The sequence below is a fragment of the Streptomyces sp. S186 genome, from assembly GCF_051603415.1.
Lineage (GTDB): Bacteria > Actinomycetota > Actinomycetes > Streptomycetales > Streptomycetaceae > Streptomyces.
In genome coordinates this window covers 166217-184413 of the sequence record NZ_CP193932.1, presented here as the reverse complement: position 1 = coordinate 184413, position 18197 = coordinate 166217, and the positions used below count along the sequence as shown (strand labels likewise).

The following is an 18197-nucleotide window of genomic DNA, read 5'->3' as shown; positions in this document are numbered from 1 at the left end:
GGACGCTGTACGGTCTGCGGCCTGCGGAAGCCGCGCGAGGTAACACGGGCCGCGACGAAGGGTAGTCGTCGCGCGTCGGTACCCGATCCGAGGACGCGCCTGCCATCGTGAATGCAAGCGACCCGAGGAGGTAACGATGACTCCCGTATGCCCCACCTGTGAGCAGCCGATGCAGCTCAACCAGCCATCAGGGAACGTGCCTGCCGGCGTCTGGTGGCTCTGCTGCGGCAATGTCGTCAGGCGGTCCGAGGGTGAGTACGAGATGCCGGCGGATCATCCACTGCGTCTCATGGGGATTGTGCGATGACGTCCGGGCGGCACGGCGGGCACGGCGGCGCAGGTGGATAAGTAGTGCCCTCGCCTGGGCCAGTTCGGGCAAGAGCACTGGGGCAGGCGCCTTCAGGCACGGTCGGGTGTCCGGCGTAGGACCAGGGAGAAGAAGTCTTCGGCCCCGACGGTGCCGTCCAGGACACTGGTGGGGGTGGTGGGGGTGGGGGGAGAACGGTGGAGGCAAGAGCACGCTGTTGCGGATCGCGTGCGGGCAGTTGGCGCCGGACGGGGGCGAGGCGCGCTGGGCGGTAGACCTACCAGAGACTCTGGCAGCTGGCCGCCCGGCTGCGGGAACGCGGAAGAGCTCTGGTCATGGTCTCTCATCTGGCCCTTGATAGATCGGTCGTTTCGACGAGGTCCGCTCTCTGCGCGAGGGCCTCCTGCACGACTCCTCGGGCGTCGCGGACACGGCGGCCACCGTCGCGGACGGCCGCGGGGCGGTGAACGGTTGATGTGCGACGGGCATCCGCTGTGGACCGCGGCACGGTTCGCTCTGCTCGGCCACGTCCGCCACCGGCTGGCTCTGGGGCTGGCCGTCTTCTTCCTCCCCTTGTTCGTGTTCGTGACCGGCACGGCCGCGCCGCCCACCGCACTGTCGCTCGCGCTCGGCGACACGGTGGGGCCGGCTGCAGCGGCCGCGGACCGTGTGACGCGCGTCCGCAGCAAACCGGCACGCACCAGGCTCCAGTCGCCCGACGAGGAAGGAGCACTCCTCACCCGCGGCGGCCTCGTCCGGGGCACTGACCCCCACTGCCCGCACCTGGGCGCGCACCCGGGCCATGGCGGCCGGGTCGAGGGTGAGCGGCTCATTTGCCCCTTCCACGGCTTCGCCTTCGATGCGGACGGTTCGTGCGTCGCGACCGGCTACGGAACCCGTCCGCCCAAGGCGGCCCTACGGTTCCGCCACAGCCAGGAGGCCAACGGATTCGTCTTTGTCTGGCAGCGCAATGCCGGACTGCCCCCGCAGTGGGAACTCCCTCGCCTGTCCGACGACACATCCCTCGACACCGTGGAGACTTCCCACCGCTTCCGAGGCCCCCTGCCACGGACCTGCACCGTGTCGAACTGACCGTCAGCGGCCGGAAGATCTTCGGTCCCTACGGCCTCGGCGCAGACGCCGAGATCAGCTACCACTACTGGGGACTCGGCTTCACGGCCATCGACACGCACATCCCCCGCTTACGCATCCGTGGCCGTGTCCTCAACGCCGTCACGGTCACCGGCCCCGGCCAACTCCCGCTGGACCAGCCAGTTCTGTCCCACCGGCCAGTCACGAGCCCGCGACTGCTCGCCACCACCGCAACGGAACCGGCCTGCGGACCACAGGCCAACCGGCTCCGCCCAGGACCTGTGACGAGTGTTGCATTCGGCCTGCTGTGAAGTGGCAGCACGCCGCTCAGTGGCTCCGGCGGCGGGAGCGAAAGCGACGGGGCAGGGGAGGGGGCGAGCCCGTGCTGTTCAGATTGCTGTGGCCCTTGGGCTTCGTGACGTGTTGGTGTTGGGGACCGGCTCGGATGCGTCGGTGCCGAGGGCCACGATGCGGTTGTTCGCGTCGACGTGCACGACCCTCGGCTGGAGGGCGCGGGCTTCGGCCTCGTCCACCTGCGCGTAGCTGATGAGGATGACCAGATCGCCGGGGTGGACCAGATGTGCGGCGGCGCCGTTGATGCCGATGACGCCCGAGTTGCGTTCGCCCTCGATGACGTAGGTCTCCAGGCGGGCGCCGTTGTCGATGTCGACGATGTGGACGAGTTCGCCGGGCAGCAGGTCGGCGGCCTCCATCAGTGCGGCGTCGATCGTGACCGACCCCACGTAGTGCAGATCGGCCTCGGTCACGGTAGCCCGGTGGATCTTGGACTTGAACATGGTGCGCAGCACGGCGTCACACTCCTGCCAGAAGAAGGTCGCGCCCCCGGGTGAGGTGCGCGCCGGAACAACCATGCTAGCGGCGAGCCTGGTGAGCGGGACGGGGGCATGCTCTCGTCAAGTCACTCTCTGCGGTCAGGGGGCGCGCATCCCGACCACGAAGACCGCAGCCGCCTATGTCGCGAGGAGAGCCGCGGCCGGACACCGGCCGTCCGCACGGCCGAAGTGGTGCTCGCCGTACTCGCCGCGGCCGTCCTCTCCCTGGCCCTCCTCGTGTGCGGCGCCCTGATTGCCGAGGATGGCGGCGCTGTGCGCGACGAAGGGCCCGTCACCGACCCGTCACGGGGCGGCTGACCCGGCCGCAAAGAAACCACAAGACCGGCCTCTACCTTCGTTCGCACCCGGCACGCTGACCGCGGTCCTGGCCGGCCTGGCCCTTGCGGGGACGTTCGCGGCCGGTCTCCCCTCGTACGCGGTGGATGGCGCGGCACCGGCGTCGACCGCCGCCGTCCACGCCAATGGCCCGAAGGGGGACGGGGACGGGGCCATGGCGCTGTGCCGCCGGGTGCCGAAGCTGGACCGCCCGCGAGACGCTCCTGCCGCTGCTGAAGCAGAAGCAGACCGACCTCAAGTCGGTCGCCACGGCCTCCCTGCTCGCCCTCGTCGATGTCGGGCAGCGCGGCCCCGGCCGCCAGCGGCAGTAGTACGGCCACCCCCGCAGGACCAGCTCCAGCAGGTGCGGAAGAAGGTCGACGGCGCTCAGCGGGCAGTCGCCTCGGCGGACGCCAACGGCAACGCCGACGACGCCGGGCACTGAGCCGGGGAAGGTTGCCTGTGCCGGCCGCCGGGCCGGCAACCCTGCGGCCGGCACGGGCAACGCCCGGGCCTGTCCACGGTGCCCCGCCTGTGATCGCCAAGCCATTCACCGACGGGAAACGCAAAACCGTAGGCGCAGAAAAGTAATGCCAGTGGCGCACCTTCTCAAAATTTTCGCCAAATTGAATTTTCCGCAGCGGGGAATGAACGGGTGATCGAATGCCTTCGCTACGGCGCTCAGATCGGCTCATCCGCCTCAAGTGACCCAATATTCCGCCCATTTGCGCGATGTCGAATCCATGGGTCCGCCATGAGTCCGCCATGAGTTTTCCGCGGAAAATAACTTTTCCGTCACCGCTATTTCCAAGGACCCGAAAGCTCCCTACGCTGAGGCAACTTTTCGGCCAGCTGTCTTGAAAGGCCCGCTCATGGCAAGCGTTGACGAGATCACGCCACTGCAGGCACGCGCACCAGGCTCTCTGCGCAGGGACGTCGGACTGATCGGCCTGATGTGGGCCTCGGTCGGCTCCATCATCGGATCCGGATGGCTCTACGGCGCCCAGAAGGCCGTGATGGTCGCGGGCCCGTCCGCGATCATCTCCTGGAGCATCGGTGCGGTCGCGATCGTGCTGCTGGCGCTGGTGCACGCCGAACTCGGCGGCCTCTTCCCGGTGGCCGGCGGCACCGCGCGCTATCCGCACTACGCCTTCGGCGGCCTGGCCGGCATGTCCTTCGGCTGGTTCTCCTGGCTCCAGGCGGCGACGGTGGCCCCGATCGAGGTCGAGGCCATGATCGGCTATGCCGGGCACTGGTCATGGGCCAAGTCGCTCCAGCACGCCAACGGAACCCTCACGGCAAGCGGATTCGTCGTCGCGGTCGCCCTGATGGCGATCTTCGTCGCGGTGAACTTCCTGGGCGTGAAGGTGCTGGCCCATACCAACAGCACGGCCACCTGGTGGAAGATCGCCGTACCCCTCGGGGCGATCTTCGTCATCGCGGCGACCAACTTCCACCCGCACAACTTCACCTCCCACGGCTTCGCCCCGTTCGGCGCCAAGGGCGTGCTCAGCGCCATCAGCACCAGCGGCATCATCTTCGCGCTGCTCGGCTTCGAGCAGGCCATCCAGCTCGCGGGCGAAAGCCGCAATCCCAAGCGTGACCTGCCCCGCGCCACGATCGGCTCGGTCGTGATCGGCGCCGTCATCTACACCCTCCTCCAGGTCGTCTACATCGGTGCCCTGCCGCTGGCGTCCTTCGCCCACGGGTGGGCCAAGCTCGACTACGCCGGCATCAGCGGCCCGTGGGCCGGTCTGGCCACCGTGGTGGGGCTCGGCTGGCTGGGCTGGATCCTGTACGCGGACGCGATCGTGTCCCCCGGCGGCACCGGCCTGATCTACACCACCTCGACCTCGCGGATCTCCTACGGTCTGAGCAAGAACGGCTACGCGCCCCGGCTGTTCGAGAAGGCCGACGGCCGCGGAGTGCCGTGGTTCGGCCTGATCATCTCCTTCGTGACCGGCGTGATCTGCTTCCTCCCCTTCCCGAGCTGGCAGGAGCTGGTCTCCTTCATCACCTCGGCGAGCGTCCTGATGTACGCCGGCGCCCCGCTGGCGTTCGGTGTGTTCCGCGGCCGCCTGCCACACCGACAGCGTCCCTACCGCCTGCCCGGCGGCAATGTCATCGCGCCGCTGTCCTTCGTCGTGGCGAGCCTGATCATCTACTGGGCCGGCTGGACCACCCTGGAACGGCTCGGCTGGGCGATCCTGATCGGCTACGCCCTGCTCGGCAGCTATGCCTGGTACGCCACGAAGAAGCGGCTGCCGAACGCTCCGCGCATGGACTGGAAGGCCGCCCAGTGGCTTCCCGTCTACCTCATCGGCATGGGCGTCATCTCCTGGCAGGGCGGCTTCGGCGGCCAGGGCCATATCCCGATGTGGTGGGACATGGTGATCATCTCGGTGTTCTCGGTGGGGATCTACTACTGGGCCCTCGCCACCGCCGTCCCACCCGAGGCGATCGAGCAGAACATCGAGGAGATCGCGGTCGTGGACGAGGGCGGCCACTGACCACACCCCCCTGAGCCGAAGACCAAGACCCCTCAGAACTGAAGACCAAGACCCCTCAGACGAGCCACTGAGTCCGGCCGGCCACAGCCACCCGGCCGGACTCAGTGCGAGGACTCAGTGCGAGGCGTCACTTTCCCAATTCCCCATTCGATAACGTCAGTTGATCGACGCGACCGGTGGCTCGTAGATGGCCCGTCGACGGCCCGTCGATCACCCGCCGACGATCCGCAGCCGGATTTAAATCGGTTGGGCTGTCTGGCACCCGCTGCTACTGTCTGAGCAGCCGTGAGAGAACGCGAGGAGGTGAGACCCATGAAGGCTGTATCCCTGTGGGTGCTCCCCCTTTTCGTCACGGTGGGCGATTGACGTAGGTGTCGCCGGGAGCGCCTCGAACCAGGCACTCCTGAGAGGCAACACCTATGAACTCTGCACATTCCACTTCGGGCACGGGCCACCACGCGGTCGTGGTGACGCGGGTATCGGACACGCAGTGGCACGCCATCGAGGACGACCGGACGGTCGGCCGCGGCGATGCTTCGCGCCGGCCCGACGGGCGGCTCTTCATCAGCATCGACGCGTGGCACCGCCCGGTCTTCGACCGCGTCGCCGACGCGATGCTGAGGGACCTGCCGACACCGCTGTACACCGTCCTCGACGAGGCCGACCACGACTCCAGGTCCGCCTGGGAGCGGGCCGGCTTCGCCGTCGCCCGCCGCGAGTGGGGCTATCGCGTGCCCACCGACCCGCAGACCACCGGGCTCGGCTCGGTGCAGCCCCCGCACGGCGTGACGATCCTGCCCGCCGGGGAGGCGGAGGAGGGACCGCTGCGCGCCCTGGACCGCACCATCCGCGACGAGATCGAGGCCACCGTCGGATGGCAGACGATGCCGGCCGAGGTACTGCCTCGCCCCGCCGGAACCACGCTGCTCGATCCCTCGAAGTACGTGGTGGCGCGGCACTTGGACCAGTACGTCGGACTGATCCGGGTGGTGCCGCTGACCCGGCAGCCCCGGATCGGACTGATCGCCGTCCGGACCGACCGGCACCGCCGCGGCATAGCCCGGGCGCTGCTGGCCCATGCGCTCGCTTCGCTGCACCGCTCCGGGACCCCTTCGGCATGGGCCGAGGTGGACGAGTCCAACGCGGCGGCCACCGCCCTGTTCGAGGGCATCGGTGCCCGGCGCGCGGGCAGCACCCTGGAGCTCGTCCGTCACTGACGTTCCGTCACAACACACCGAGCGGCCAAGCCGAGCCCGTAGCAGACCCGGCGACGGCCGTTTCCCTACCGAACATCCCGTCAATGGACGTCTCGTCAATAGGCCGTCACAGAACGGGAGAAGTGAGAGATCATGACAACAAAATCAGCAGGCCGAATAGAGGTCGAGGGCACCGTTACCGAGTGCCTGCGCAATGCCACCTTCAAGGTGGAGCTGAAGACCGGGCACACGGTGCTCGCCCACATCAGCGGGAAGATCCGGAAGAACTACATCAACATCCTGCTCTACGACCGAGTCCTCGTGGAGCTCAGTCCCTACGACCTCACCCGCGGCCGGATCCGCTACCGGTACCGGTCGTAGCGGAAGCGGCCCACCGACTCAACTCCCAAGAATGAGCCCCTTGCTGGAGCCCCCGGCCCGACATACCCGGGGGCTCCGGCCTGCTGTCGGCCGCATGCCCGTCAGCCGCATGTCTGTGCCTGTTGGTCGCATGCCCGTCAGTCGCATGCCTGTCGGGAGGGCGAGATCATCCAGTGCTTCAGTGGCGTGGGGAATGCCGTGATCCTTGCGTGGGTTGCAGCGTGCGTCAGCAGTAGTCGTATGAAGGGCTCTCCGTGCGCGCTCTACAGATTGATCGCTTCGGCACACCGGATGTCCTCGGCCTCGTCGAGGTCGCCCAGCCTGAGCCGGGGCCCGGGGAGGTGCTGATCCGGACGGTCGCGACGAGCATCAACCCCGTCGACGACAAGACGCGGGAGGGAGCCATCGGCGAGGGGACGCCACCGCTGCCGATGACGCTCGGCTGGGATCTGGCCGGCATCGTGGTCGACGGCGGCAACAGCGGGTTGCGCCCGGGGGAGCGCGTCATCGCGATGTCGCACCAGCTGAGCTCCGGCCGCGGGACCTGGGCCGATCTGGTCGCACTGCCGGCTGCGGCGGTGGCTGCCGCGCCGCAGGCGGTCAGCCTGGTGGAGGCGGCCACTTTGCCGCTGCCCGGGTTGACGGCCCTGCAGACACTGGACTGGCTTGCGGTGTCCGGCGGCCAGCGGCTCCTGATCGCCGGTGCCGCCGGCGCGGTCGGCGGGTTGGCGTTGCAGATGGCTCGCGCACGGGGCGTCGAGGTCGATGCTCTGGTCTCTCGGGACGAGCAGGTCGCCTTCGCCCGCGACCATGGCGCCGGTTTCGTCACCACCGATCGCGACGGCTTTCAGGACCGCGGTTACGACGCGGTCTTCGACACCTTCGGGGCCTTCCTGACCGAGGCGGTGGCGGACGGCGGCCGGTACGCGTCGATCGCCACTCAGGCCGGACCGGTCCCCGATCTGTCCGCACGCGGTGTTCACACCACGGTCAACCAAGTGCACGAGGACGGGGCGGGGTTGGGCGAGCTGACCAAGCTCATCGACAGCGGCTCGCTGCAGCCGCGTGTGCACTCCACCTTCGGTCTCCGCGAGATCCATGCCGCCCACCGACGCTTCCGCGCCGGGAGCCTGGACGGAAAGATCGCCGTGATCTTCTGAGCAGGTGGGTGCGGTACTGCCGGCACGAGGACATTCCGCGCAGTCGTTACGGTCCCAGGACATTTCCCGGGGTGGTCGGGGCAGATGTGACGTGAGCAGGGTTCCGGTGGAACGCCTGTGGGCCGCCGAGCGAAGAGGGAGTGTTCGTATGCGTACTACCAGGAAGATCGCCGTCGCTGCTACCGCTGTCATGATGGTGGGTGCGACGGCAGCGGGAGTGGCCCAGGCATCGCCGATGACGGCGGCCACGGCTACGGCGGCCGGCACGGATGCGCCGTCCGCCACCAGCAGCAACCGTTGCCACACCGGCGAGTTGCGTTACAGCTGGGGCTCGGCGCACGGCGGCCGCCCCGACATGGACGCCACCAAGCAGCAGATCGCCGCGGTGCGACTGAAGAACAACGGCGGACGCACCTGCACCCTGCACGGCTTCCCGGGGGTCCGCCTGATCAGCACATCCGGCGAGGCATGGGACCTGCGCCGCTCCGCGGACAAGCCGAGCACCCTCATGCTGCGGCCCGGCGACGACACGGCCCTGGTCACCATGACCATCCTGCCGGTCGCCAGGCACAGCGCGGGCGCGTTCGTGCCGGGCAAGGTCCTGATCACCCCGCCCGACGAGAAGGTGCACGTCACCCTTGCCTGGCCCTACGGCGGAGCCATCCTGGACCAGTCCGGCGCCACCCACCCCGGTACCTACGTCAACCCCGTTGGCGTGGGCTGAACTCGGCACCGGCACCGGCGCCGACGCTGACAGGCCCCGGGTTCCGCACTGATGGGAACGGAACGCCGGGGCCCATCTGCCTTACCTGATGCCCTTACATGTCGCCGCCGCTGTGGCCGCCGCCTTCACTGCCGCCCTGGTCGCCGCTTTCATCACTGCTGTGGCTGCTCTTTCCGCCGCCGCCGTGGTCATTCATCCCGCCGCCGTGGCCGCCGCTTCCGCCGCCCTCGTGGCCGCCGCCACCGCCACCGCCACCGCCGCCGCCGTGCTCGTGGCCCTCGCCGCCATCGTCCTCGCCGCCGACCGAGTTGTTGCAACCCATGCGGGAGCCCATCGAGGTGCCCTGCGCACCCGTCTGGCCCTCGCCGCCGAGCGCGTTGCCCAGCAGGCCGTTCAGGATCCCGACCTCGCCGAGAACGTCGACGTTCAGGTCGTGGGAGCGGCAGGAGTTGTGCTGAGAGACGTCGAAGCCACCGCCGCCACGGCCGGTTGCGTGGGCGGCGCCGGCACCGAAGAGGGCGAAGCTGCTGAGAGCGGCGGCCATGACGGCTGCCTTGTGAAGCTTGTGCATTTCTTCTCCGGAAGTTTGGGGTGATTCAGCCTGGGATTTGCCGAATCCCTACAGTTGCGGAAGGCTAATACGAAATATGATGGAGGTATTCGCCGACGCGCCGGATCGATCCGACCTTGGCGAGCGCCGCCATGCGCCAGTGCGGGCGTGTCGCGGGCCCGGTGAACGGGTTCCGCCGGCGACTCTCTGCCGGGGACGCCGACGTCAGAGCGTTGCCGACGCTCCCAAGAGGCGCGCGAGCGCGGCGCCCGGCCGCCGTGGCCAAGCGCGCCAACCTCAACTGCCTGGATCACTGCAACTGCCCTGTGCCGCCACCCGGTCGGCGGCCTGCGGTTCTGCGTGTCCGGCGGGTGGGACTCAAAGGCCCTTTCGCCTCGGCACGCACATCGTCTCGTGGCGACGGATCGACCCGTCTGGCCCTTCCTCTTCGGCCCTCCTGATAGCCAATGCTGCCGATGGCCACCGGCAGATCCACGGCAGTGCGTGCAGACAGCCAGTTCTGACGCAGACATAGTCGCGGAAGGGCATCGGGTCGGGCTTCCGATAATCTGGCGGGCAATGACCGGTATCCGCCACCAACCGATCGCGCCGACCCGAATGAAGTGTTTGGCGCCCGGCGCCGGCATCGACGCACACCGCCACGACGACCACCAGATCGTCTACGCCAGCCGCGGAGTACTGGCCGTCACCACCGACGCAGGCTCATGGGTGGCACCGGCCAACCGCGCCATCTGGATACCGGCCGGTGCCCCGCACGCCCACCGTGCCCACGGCAGACTCGAACTGCACACGGTCGGCCTGCCCGCCACGGACAACCCGCTCGCCCTGGAGTACCCGACGGTCCTCAAGGTCAGCCCCCTGCTGCGGGAACTGATCCTCGCCTACACCCGCGACACCGAGGCCGGCGACAGTCCCCAACGGGCGCGGCTGCGTGCGGTCCTGCTCGACCAGTTGCACATCTCCCCTCAGCAGCCCCTGCACCTGCCCGCTCCCACCACACGCCGCCTCAGCGCGCTGTGCGACGTCCTGCACGCCGACCCGGCAGACAACCGCACCCTGGCCGCACTGGGCAGGCAGGTCGGAGCGAGCGACCGCACCCTGTCACGGCTCTTCCATGCCGAGCTCGGTATGACCTTCAGTCAATGGCGGACCCAACTACGCCTCTACCACGCGCTGGTACTCCTCGCCGAGGACACGCCGGTGACCACGGTGGCCCACCTGTGCGGTTGGTCCTCGGCCAGCGCCTTCATCGACGTCTTCCGGCGCGCTTTCGGGCACACTCCCGGGTCGTTCAGGAACCAGGCTGCTTCGGCGCGGAGTTGGAAAGGAGAGGCGTTTTCGGGCGAAGGCTGACAGCGGACACCTCCTGGTACTGCTCGCCGGCGCATGCCTTGGCCAGTGAGACCTCCAGGGCGGCGGGGAGGTCGTGCGACAGCCGCCGGGCGGCCGCGTAGGCGAGCAGGCGTGCGGTGAGGACGTTCGCGGCCATGTCCGCACAGCGTTGTTGGACTGCCTGGAAACCGCCGATGGGGCGGCCGAACCGCGTGCGGGCCTTGGCGTAGGCCACCGTCATGTCGAGTACGGCCTGTGCCGCGCCGGCCCAGGCCCGGGGTGGTGGTGTCCACCAGCAGTGCCGTCAGTCCTTTGCGGCCGTCTGCCTGGGCCATGGCCACGAGGGTGTCGGCTGCCTGGGCGTACGGTACGAACAGGGCCGTTCCACCGTCACCCCCTCCCGTCTGGCTCCCTGAGCCGGCATTCCCGGGCGGTATTCCGCACCGGCGAGGAGGCAAACCATCGAAAATCAGCCTCTCTCGCCGGCTCCAAGTGAATATCGGTGATGCGCTCCAAATCCACTTCTCCAAGGCGAAGTCCAGACGAAACGCAAAAGCGACAGCCAGGGCTGTCTGCGGTCGACGGGGCCTTTGAGTCCGGCCGGGGTGAGCGCCGGTCCGGCATGACTGCCGGGATGTGGTCAGTTGCGGTTGTCGTGGAGGAAGTCGCGGATGAGGGTGGCCCATTCCTCCGGCCGCTCGATGAAGGGGAGGTGCCCGGAGGCGATCTCGGCGTAGCGCGCCCCCGGAATGGCGTCGGCGAGCTGCCGGTGGTGGTGCGGGGAGACGAGTTGGTCGAGCGCGGTGGAGATGACCAGGGTCGGCACGGCGATGGCCGCGAGGTCGGCCCGGACATCGACGCCGTCGATGAGCAACTGGACGTGCTCCGGTGTGCCTGGCGGGATGGTGGCGGCCGTGGTCGTGAGGGTGGTGTCGAGGTCGTCCTGGGCGATGGCGTCCAGGACGGGGGAGCTGAGGCCCATCAGGGTCAGGAAGCCGGCCAGTTGCTCCAGCTCGCCCGCACGCAGCAGGTCGCGCCACAGTCGGGCCGCCAGCAGGAACCGCGGGTCGGGATGGGCGAAGCCCGCGGTGAGGACCAGGGCCGTGACGCGGTCGGGGTGGCGGGTGGCGGCCCGGATGGCAACCGGGCAGCCCAGCGAGTATCCGGCGATGGCGAAGGTCTCCAGGCCCTCCTCGACGGCGGCGGCGACCAGTTCGTCGGCCAGCCCATCCAGGGTGAGCGGTGCATCGGCGCGCTCGGTCCGGCCGGTGCCTGGGTAATCCGGGCCGACGACGGTGTGCTGTGCGGCCAGTACGTCCAAGAGGGGGCCGTAGTTGGCGTCGATACCTCCGCCGGCGCCATGGGCGAGCAGCAGGCCCGGGCCGTTCCCGCGCACCAGGCGGCCGAGAGTGGAAGTGGGCAGAGCGGTGGACATGGAACCTCTCCTTCGGTTGCAGCGCACCCGAACGCTAAAGCCTCACATCGGTGTGAGAGTCAAAGCGGTGGGGCGGTTGGTGTCGTGCGCAGATCGACGAGGTCCGGCTACCCGTTCGGCCACCCGTTGAGCGGCCTCCTCGTCGATGATCTCGGTGTTTGCGTACGCGCCGGCCCTGCCCCATGCGTTGCTGCTCCCCTTCGACGTGCCCCTGCCGGCAACCCCGATGCCTGTCGGTGGGTGGATCATTCGCTGTTGTTCGGTGCTGCCTCCCGGGGGACGGGAAGCGAGCGCCACAGTCCGCCGCCGGCTGCGGAGACGAGGTTCGGTGCCGCGTTGCGCAGACAGCGCGCGGTGGCGTCGGGATCCGGTACGGAGACGACGAGAAGGCTGAACGCCGACGACGGGCACAGTCCGATGCACAGCACGGGGCCGTCGGGCCGTACTGCCACGAAATCCCTGCCGGCCGAGTGCCGGCGTACGCCGACGCAGACCACTTCGGGTACCCAGATGCCTCGTCCGCGTCTCCCGCGCAAGGCGCGCCACCAATCCGGTTCGATCATCACGGTGCGCACCGCGGAGAGCGGCACGAGGATCCGGATGCGTCGTGCGGCCACCTTCTCGGGCCACGTCAGGCGGAGGAGGAGCTGGTCCTCCCTGATCGTCAGATGTGCCATCGGCTCGACAGCTCCTGGTCGTGGTGCGAGGCGTTGGTCCAGCGTCGGGCCGGTGGCCGGGAACGGTTCCGATCACGGCTCGGCAACCGTTGCCTACCAGACTTGGGTCGTGCGCCTGGCCGGTGGCAACGGCGTGGCGCACGAGTCGGGAGGTGCGCAACGACCCGACTGGCGGAGGCCGGGTCTTACGAAGTCATGACGTGAGCGTCGTGGCGCACGTCGGAACGCGGTGCCAGGCTTAGCGTGATCGGCATGCGAGTACTGGTTACCGGCGGTGCCGGATTCATCGGATCGCAGGTCGTCGAGGCGCTTGTCAGGTGGGGCCATGAACCCGTCGTGTTCGACGCACTGCTGCCTTCGGCCCATCCGGAGCCCCCGCCGCCGCACCCCGGGGTGGACCGTGTCGTCGGGGACGTACGCGACCGGGCGACGGTCGAGACGGCCCTCGCCGGCGTCGACGCGGTCTGCCACCAGGCGGCGATGGTGGGCCTCGGCAAGGACTTCGCGGACGCGCCCGACTACGTCGGCTGCAACGACCTGGGAACGGCCGTACTGCTGGCGGCCATGGCCGCGGCGGAGATGCGTCTGCTGGTGCTCGCCGGGTCGATGGTGGTCTATGGGGAGGGGCACTACAGCTGCCCCTCCCACGGCCCCGTGCGGCCGGGTCCGCGGGCGGTCGCCGAGCTGGCGGCGGGCCGGTTCGAGCCGGACTGCCCGCGCTGCGGCGCCACGTTGCTGCCCGGCCTGGTCCGCGAGGATGCGCCGGTCGATCCGCGCAATGTGTACGCGGCGACCAAGCTCGCCCAGGAGCACCTCGCCGCCTCCTGGGCCCGGGCCACCGGTGGCCGGGCGATCGTGCTGCGCTACCACAATGTCTACGGGCCAGGCATGCCACGTGACACCCCGTACGCGGGGGTGGCGTCGTTCTTCCGTTCGGCGCTGGCCCGTGGCGAGCCGCCCACCGTCTATGAAGACGGCGGTCAGCGGCGGGACTTCGTCCACGTACGGGACATCGCGTCGGCCAACGTGGTCGCGCTCGAAGCCCTGCCGGAGCGACTGGCAGGCACGTTGACCGCCTACAACACCGGCAGTGGGCAACCGCACACCGTCGGCGCGATGGCGCGCACACTGGCCGAGGCGTACGGCGGGCCGGAGCCGGTGGTGACGGGGGAGTACCGGCTGGGCGATGTCCGGCACATCACCGCCTCCTCGCAGCGGATCGCCGAGGAGCTGGGGTGGCGGGCGGAGACCGGATTCGCCGAAGGGATGGCGGAGTTCGCGCGGGAGGGGATGCGGGAGCGGGCGCGAGAAGGCATGGGGCAGCGCGCGGAGCGGGGTGCGGGGCAGGCGGCGCGCAAAGGGATGGGGACGGACGCGGCCGTGCCTGGCGTCGGACCGGCGGCGGGGACCGCTCACGACGAGCCCCGCCCCGCCTCGGTGGACGTCGTGCTGCCCTGCCTGAACGAGGCCGCCGCGCTGCCGTGGGTGCTGGCGCGCATCCCGGACGGCTGGCGGGCCATCGTCGTCGACAACGGTTCGACCGACGGCTCCGCCGAGATCGCCCGTGGCCTGGGCGCCACCGTCGTCCACGAACCGCGGCGCGGCTTCGGCGCCGCCTGTCACGCGGGACTGCTCGCCGCCGAGGCCGACATCGTCTGCTTCTGCGACTGCGACGCCTCGCTCGACCCGGCGCTGCTCGACCCGTTCGTGCGCGCCGTACGCGACGGGGAGAGCGACCTCGTGCTGGGCCGCCGTCGCCCGCAGGGCCGTGGTGCCTGGCCGCCGCACGCCCGCGCCGGCAACGTGGTCCTGGCGCGGATGCTGCGCCGGCGCACCGGTCTGCGACTGCACGACCTGGGCCCGCTCCGTGCCGCCCGCCGCGCCGCGCTGCTCGGCCTGGATCTGACGGACCGTCGCAGTGGCTATCCGTTGCAGATGGTGGTCCGGGCCGCCGACGCCGGCTGGCGCATCGAGGAGCGGGATGTGCCCTACCGGCCGCGTACCGGCCGCTCGAAGGTCACCGGCACCTGGCGCGGCACCTGGCACGCGGTCCGCGATATGCGCAACGTCCTCAACCAGCCGCCGCTGACGGCACGAGTACGGGAGACGGTGGCGCGATGACCGGGGCCGCACCGCGTCCGCCGGATGCACACGGTCTGCGAGGCGCGCACGGTCCGGCGAGCCGGCCTGATCAGCCGCGGACGGTGACCGGCCCGACGACCGTCCTGGTCATCGCCAAGGAACCGGTGCCCGGACGCGTCAAGACCCGTCTGACACCGCCCTACACTCCGCACGAGGCCGCCCAGTTGGCCGAAGCGGCGTTGTGCGACACGCTGCGGGCCGTTCGCGCGATGCCTGCGCGGCGGCGGGTGCTGGTCCTCGACGGGCGGCCGGGCAACTGGCTGCCCACCGGTTTCGACATCCGGCCGCAGGGCACCGGCGGCCTCGACGAGCGGCTTGCCGCGGCCTTCGCAGACAGCACCGGACCGACGCTGCTCATCGGCATGGACACCCCTCAGGTCACGCCCCAACTCCTCGCCCCGGCACTGGACATGGCTGCCTGGGACGACTGCGACGCCTGGTTCGGGGCGGCCGAGGACGGCGGGTTCTGGGCGCTCGGCCTGGCCGACCCCGAGCCCGGGCTGCTGCGCGGCGTCCCCATGTCCACCTCCCGCACCGGCGCCGCGCAGCGCGCCAGACTGACCGCCGCCGGGCTGCGGGTGCGAGATCTGCCTCCGTTGTGCGACGTCGACACCGCGGACGACGCCGACCGGGTCGCGGCCGCCGCACCCGGCGGCCGGTTCGCCGCCACCCTGGCCAGGCTGCGACCGGTGGGCAGCCGATGACCCCCCGCTCCGTCCGCCGCCAGGACGGCGGGTGCGTAGGGGAGGACGGCAAACAGGCCGGGCCGCCGGTCGACGGTGTTCCGCCGACCGTGCCTGCGTCTGTGCCTGTACGGAAGCGGGCGGGTGGCCGCGATCTTTGGGCGGCGGCGGCCGCGGTGGTGCTGTTCGTGCTCGCGGTGGTTGTCGGGAACGTCGTCAACCGCACCGTCTACGGAACTGAGGGGATTCTGCGACTGGGGTGGCCGCCGCTGTACGCGTCGTGGCTGCCGCACGTCGGCCCCGGTACGCCGGCCGCCCTCATGGTCGCCGCCCTCGTGGTCGTCCACGGCCCGCGGATCGCGCGGCGTCTGCCGTGGCGGGCGCTGGTGCCGGCTGTCTGGAGCGCGTCGATGGCCTGGACATGGTCCCTGGCGCTCGTGGACGGCTGGCAGCGCGGGGTCGCCGGACGGCTCACCAGCAGCATGGAGTACCTGCGATCCGTCGCCGATGTGCATGAAGTGCCCGCCTTCCTGCGGGACTTCACTCAGCACATCCTGGCCGACGCACCGCACAACTGGCCCGCGCATGTGGCCGGACACCCGCCTGGCGCCCTGCTGACGTTCGTCGGCCTGGACCGGATCGGGCTGGGCGGAGGTGCCTGGGCGGCGGCCTGGTGCATCACCATCGGATCGTCCGGCGCGGCCGCGGTCATGGTGACACTACGGGCGCTGAGCGGTGAGCGCCTGGCGCGATCGGCAGCGCCGTTCCTGGTGCTGGCCCCCGTGGCGGTGTGGATCGGCGTCAGCGCCGACGGCTACTTTGCCGGCGTCGCTGCCTGGGCCATCGCCCTGCTCGCACTGGCGGCGACCCGCACCACCCGGGTGCCCCGTCTGGCGGCCCTGGGGGCCGGGCTGCTGCTGGGGCTCGCCTGGTACCTCTCCTACGGTCTGACCGTTCTGGTGGTGCTGGGCGCCGCCGTTCTCCTCCTCGCCCGCTCCGCCCGGCCACTGCCGTATGTGGTGGCTGGGGTGCTGCCTTGGGTGATGGGTTTCACCGCCCTGGGATTCTGGTGGCCCGAGGGCTATGCGACCCTCGTCGAGCGGTACTACCAGGGCGCCGCGAAGGTGCGCCCGTACGCCTATTTCGTCTGGGCCAACCTGGCTGCCCAGGTGGTGACAGTGGGACTGGCGACGGTTGCGGGACTGGGCCGTGTGTCCGCCCGGCTGTGGCCGACCGTGCGGGGGATGCGGCGTGCGGCGCCCAGCAGGTACGACGCGCTGACTTTCCTGGTCGGAGCAGCATTCTGCATGATGCTGCTCGCGGACGTGTCCGGAATGAGCAAGGCGGAGACCGAACGCATCTGGCTGCCCTTCGCCATCTGGCTGCTGCCTGCCTGCGCGTTGCTTCCACGCCGCATGCAGGGGAAGTGGCTGGCCGGACAGGCCGTCCTCGCGCTGCTGGTCAACTACCTTCTGCTGACGGGTTGGTGACGATCACTCGACGGGCCGGCCGAGGGCCATGGGGTCATGCCGGACCGCGATCGGAGCCGGCGGCACGAGGCTGCCGCAGTACGAGGAAGTGGCGGTCGTCGAGCGTCCAGTGTTCGCCGGTCTGCCAGCCGGTGACCGCCGCCTTGCGGCGCAGTGCGGGGAGGCCGACGCGGGCCCAGGGAAAGGGGCTGCCCAGGTGGCCGCGGCCATCGTCGAACCGCACGTCCAGCCGTTCGTCGACGTCTTCGGGAGCCGCTTCCACCAGCAGGATTCCGTAGGGAGCCACCAGCGATCCGATACGCGCCAGCAGTGCCCGGGGGTCGCCGCCGATGCCGATGTTGCCGTCCATGAGCAGGGTGGTGTTCCACAGCCCCTCACCCGGCAGTCTGTCGAAGACGGACCGGCACAGCGCGATGCCCCCGGTGTGCTCGGTCCGTGCGACGGCCGCGTGACTGATGTCGATGCCGAGCGCGACCTGGCCGCGTGCGCGGAGGGCGCTGACCAAACGCCCCGGCCCGCAGCCGATGTCGAGGACCGCGCCATGGCAACGCCGCAGGACGCTGCGGTCGGCGGAGTCCGGTGCGGCACACCAACGGTCCACTTCCGACAGCAGGATCCCGCCATCCGTACAGCGCATGTACAAGGGACCGCGGCCTTTGGCGAGCGCATGGGCGTAGGGGTCCTCGTGCCGGGATCGGGGAGCCGCGCCGGGCTCCGGTGCCTGTTCGTCGGTGCTCATCGGATCCGGGCTCCACTGTGGCCGGCACGTTCACGGAGGGTCATCGATCCTTCGGCCGCGCCGCGCGCACCGCCGGACGGCGCGGCCGCGCGCGCCACAACGCCACCACCAGGCATGCCGCGGAGAGCGCGAAGAGAACGGCGGTGATCAGCAGCCAGCGCGCCCAGAAGACGCCCGCGGGCAGGCCGGTGTAGGTGCTGAAGCCCGGGACCCGGCCGAGGACGAGGGGATACCAGACGAGGAGCAGCAGAAGGGCCAGGAAGGCGGGCACCCGGACGTAGTTGATGCGGCCCGCCAGCGGACGCGAGCGGCTTGCCGTGTCCCTGCTCCGGTGCTCCCGAAGGAGGCGTTGGGCCACGCGGTCGGTGACGGTGTAGAGGGGGAGGAAGGCCAGATCGTGCAGGAGCGCGGCGCCGACGAACCAGATGACGACGCCGAGCGTGTCCCCTTGCAGCAGCCGGAGCCCGGCGTAGCCGGTCAGGGCGAAGGAGCACAGGACCAGGGCGAGGTGCGGGAGGGAACCGCCATAGCGTGCCCGGATGCCCTCGGCCAAGCCTCTGGCCCCCTTGGCCATGTTCCTGGCCATGCC

17 protein-coding genes and 2 pseudogenes are annotated in these 18197 nt (G+C 70.1%); 12 read left to right on the top strand and 7 right to left on the bottom strand.

Annotated elements, in window-relative coordinates:
* Window positions 1–781 precede the first annotated feature (781 nt).
* A complete protein-coding gene (locus ACRAS8_RS00805; protein ID WP_438483776.1) occupies window positions 782–1399 on the top strand; it encodes a Rieske 2Fe-2S domain-containing protein in 618 nt (205 codons plus the stop codon).
* Window positions 1400–1788: 389 nt separating this feature from the next.
* Here ACRAS8_RS00805 and panD read toward each other — a convergent pair whose 3' ends face one another.
* Window positions 1789–2208: an aspartate 1-decarboxylase gene (panD, locus tag ACRAS8_RS00800; protein WP_438483775.1), complete on the bottom strand. Its 420-nt coding sequence runs from the start codon at window positions 2206–2208 to the stop codon at window positions 1789–1791.
* A gap of 506 nt (window positions 2209–2714) precedes the next feature.
* Here panD and ACRAS8_RS00795 point away from each other — a divergent pair.
* The 6 genes from ACRAS8_RS00795 to ACRAS8_RS00770 all read left to right on the top strand — a co-directional run bounded on the left by ACRAS8_RS00795 (window position 2715) and on the right by ACRAS8_RS00770 (window position 8539).
* A complete protein-coding gene (locus tag ACRAS8_RS00795; RefSeq protein WP_438483774.1) occupies window positions 2715–2900 on the top strand; it encodes a hypothetical protein in 186 nt (61 codons plus the stop codon).
* 540 nt (window positions 2901–3440) lie between these two features.
* Window positions 3441–5078 carry an APC family permease gene (locus ACRAS8_RS00790; RefSeq protein WP_438483773.1) on the top strand — a complete coding sequence of 546 codons (1638 nt, stop codon included), beginning with the start codon at window positions 3441–3443 and terminating at the stop codon, window positions 5076–5078.
* Between the two features lie 419 nt (window positions 5079–5497).
* Window positions 5498–6295 (top strand): GNAT family N-acetyltransferase, encoded by a 798-nt coding sequence (locus tag ACRAS8_RS00785; RefSeq protein ID WP_438483772.1) that lies wholly within the window; start codon window positions 5498–5500, stop codon window positions 6293–6295.
* 132 nt (window positions 6296–6427) lie between these two features.
* Window positions 6428–6655, top strand: a complete 228-nt coding sequence (gene infA, locus ACRAS8_RS00780; RefSeq protein WP_438483771.1) for a translation initiation factor IF-1 — start codon at window positions 6428–6430, stop codon at window positions 6653–6655.
* Between the two features lie 254 nt (window positions 6656–6909).
* Window positions 6910–7815, top strand: coding sequence for an NADP-dependent oxidoreductase (locus tag ACRAS8_RS00775; protein ID WP_438483770.1), 906 nt, complete (start codon window positions 6910–6912; stop codon window positions 7813–7815).
* 148 nt (window positions 7816–7963) lie between these two features.
* Window positions 7964–8539: a DUF4232 domain-containing protein gene (locus ACRAS8_RS00770; protein WP_438483769.1), complete on the top strand. Its 576-nt coding sequence runs from the start codon at window positions 7964–7966 to the stop codon at window positions 8537–8539.
* A 94-nt stretch (window positions 8540–8633) separates the two neighbouring features.
* Here the strand turns inward: ACRAS8_RS00770 and ACRAS8_RS00765 are convergent, their stop codons facing one another.
* Complete coding sequence (locus ACRAS8_RS00765; protein WP_438483768.1) at window positions 8634–9110, bottom strand: hypothetical protein; 477 nt, start codon at window positions 9108–9110, stop codon at window positions 8634–8636.
* Window positions 9111–9668: 558 nt separating this feature from the next.
* Here ACRAS8_RS00765 and ACRAS8_RS00760 point away from each other — a divergent pair.
* Window positions 9669–10463, top strand: coding sequence for an AraC family transcriptional regulator (locus tag ACRAS8_RS00760; protein ID WP_438483767.1), 795 nt, complete (start codon window positions 9669–9671; stop codon window positions 10461–10463).
* On the opposite strand, the pseudogene ACRAS8_RS00755 reads toward ACRAS8_RS00760, so the two are convergent.
* The 3 genes and pseudogenes from ACRAS8_RS00755 to ACRAS8_RS00745 all read right to left on the bottom strand — a co-directional run.
* Window positions 10402–10701, bottom strand: a pseudogene (locus ACRAS8_RS00755) (acyl-CoA dehydrogenase family protein); the annotation flags it as partial. The gene ACRAS8_RS00760 and the pseudogene ACRAS8_RS00755 overlap by 62 nt on opposite strands.
* A 381-nt stretch (window positions 10702–11082) precedes the next feature.
* A complete protein-coding gene (locus ACRAS8_RS00750) occupies window positions 11083–11877 on the bottom strand; it encodes an alpha/beta fold hydrolase (RefSeq protein ID WP_438483766.1) in 795 nt (264 codons plus the stop codon).
* A gap of 245 nt (window positions 11878–12122) precedes the next feature.
* Complete coding sequence (locus tag ACRAS8_RS00745) at window positions 12123–12554, bottom strand: hypothetical protein (RefSeq protein ID WP_438483765.1); 432 nt, start codon at window positions 12552–12554, stop codon at window positions 12123–12125.
* Window positions 12555–12806: 252 nt separating this feature from the next.
* Between ACRAS8_RS00745 and ACRAS8_RS00740 the strand changes: the two are divergent.
* The 4 genes and pseudogenes from ACRAS8_RS00740 to ACRAS8_RS00725 all read left to right on the top strand — a co-directional run.
* A pseudogene (locus ACRAS8_RS00740) lies at window positions 12807–13850 on the top strand (NAD-dependent epimerase/dehydratase family protein); the annotation flags it as partial.
* The gene (locus tag ACRAS8_RS00735; RefSeq protein ID WP_438490303.1) at window positions 13845–14675 is read left to right on the top strand and encodes a glycosyltransferase family 2 protein; all 831 of its coding nucleotides are present in this window, start codon (window positions 13845–13847) and stop codon (window positions 14673–14675) included. The pseudogene ACRAS8_RS00740 and the gene ACRAS8_RS00735, both read left to right, overlap by 6 nt.
* 83 nt (window positions 14676–14758) lie before the next feature.
* A complete protein-coding gene (locus ACRAS8_RS00730; protein ID WP_438483764.1) occupies window positions 14759–15400 on the top strand; it encodes a TIGR04282 family arsenosugar biosynthesis glycosyltransferase in 642 nt (213 codons plus the stop codon).
* Entirely contained in the window at window positions 15397–16869 is a 1473-nt protein-coding gene (locus ACRAS8_RS00725; protein WP_438483763.1) for a hypothetical protein, read from the top strand. The genes ACRAS8_RS00730 and ACRAS8_RS00725 overlap by 4 nt, the downstream gene beginning before the upstream one ends.
* A gap of 34 nt (window positions 16870–16903) precedes the next feature.
* Here the strand turns inward: ACRAS8_RS00725 and ACRAS8_RS00720 are convergent, their stop codons facing one another.
* Together ACRAS8_RS00720 and ACRAS8_RS00715 are read right to left on the bottom strand one after the other, a co-directional pair.
* Window positions 16904–17608: a class I SAM-dependent methyltransferase gene (locus ACRAS8_RS00720; RefSeq protein WP_438483762.1), complete on the bottom strand. Its 705-nt coding sequence runs from the start codon at window positions 17606–17608 to the stop codon at window positions 16904–16906.
* A gap of 40 nt (window positions 17609–17648) precedes the next feature.
* On the bottom strand, window positions 17649–18194 hold the full coding sequence (locus ACRAS8_RS00715) for a hypothetical protein (RefSeq protein WP_438483761.1): 546 nt from the start codon (window positions 18192–18194) through the stop codon (window positions 17649–17651).
* Between the last annotated feature and the right edge of the window lie 3 nt (window positions 18195–18197).

Excerpts from the sequence above, each read along its gene's own strand:
- ACRAS8_RS00805 (WP_438483776.1), top strand. The coding sequence starts at position 782 with ATGTGCGACGGGCATCCGCTGTGGACCGCGGCACGGTTCGCTCTGCTC.
- ACRAS8_RS00795 (WP_438483774.1), top strand. The coding sequence starts at position 2,715 with ATGGCCCGAAGGGGGACGGGGACGGGGCCATGGCGCTGTGCCGCCGGG.
- ACRAS8_RS00790 (WP_438483773.1), top strand. The coding sequence starts at position 3,441 with ATGGCAAGCGTTGACGAGATCACGCCACTGCAGGCACGCGCACCAGGC.
- ACRAS8_RS00785 (WP_438483772.1), top strand. The coding sequence starts at position 5,498 with ATGAACTCTGCACATTCCACTTCGGGCACGGGCCACCACGCGGTCGTG.
- infA (WP_438483771.1), top strand. The coding sequence starts at position 6,428 with ATGACAACAAAATCAGCAGGCCGAATAGAGGTCGAGGGCACCGTTACC.
- ACRAS8_RS00770 (WP_438483769.1), top strand. The coding sequence starts at position 7,964 with ATGCGTACTACCAGGAAGATCGCCGTCGCTGCTACCGCTGTCATGATG.
- ACRAS8_RS00765 (WP_438483768.1), bottom strand. The coding sequence starts at position 9,110 with ATGCACAAGCTTCACAAGGCAGCCGTCATGGCCGCCGCTCTCAGCAGC.
- ACRAS8_RS00760 (WP_438483767.1), top strand. The coding sequence starts at position 9,669 with ATGACCGGTATCCGCCACCAACCGATCGCGCCGACCCGAATGAAGTGT.
- ACRAS8_RS00750 (WP_438483766.1), bottom strand. The coding sequence starts at position 11,877 with ATGTCCACCGCTCTGCCCACTTCCACTCTCGGCCGCCTGGTGCGCGGG.
- ACRAS8_RS00745 (WP_438483765.1), bottom strand. The coding sequence starts at position 12,554 with ATGGCACATCTGACGATCAGGGAGGACCAGCTCCTCCTCCGCCTGACG.
- ACRAS8_RS00735 (WP_438490303.1), top strand. The coding sequence starts at position 13,845 with ATGCGGGAGCGGGCGCGAGAAGGCATGGGGCAGCGCGCGGAGCGGGGT.
- ACRAS8_RS00725 (WP_438483763.1), top strand. The coding sequence starts at position 15,397 with ATGACCCCCCGCTCCGTCCGCCGCCAGGACGGCGGGTGCGTAGGGGAG.
- ACRAS8_RS00720 (WP_438483762.1), bottom strand. The coding sequence starts at position 17,608 with ATGAGCACCGACGAACAGGCACCGGAGCCCGGCGCGGCTCCCCGATCC.
- ACRAS8_RS00715 (WP_438483761.1), bottom strand. The coding sequence starts at position 18,194 with ATGGCCAGGAACATGGCCAAGGGGGCCAGAGGCTTGGCCGAGGGCATC.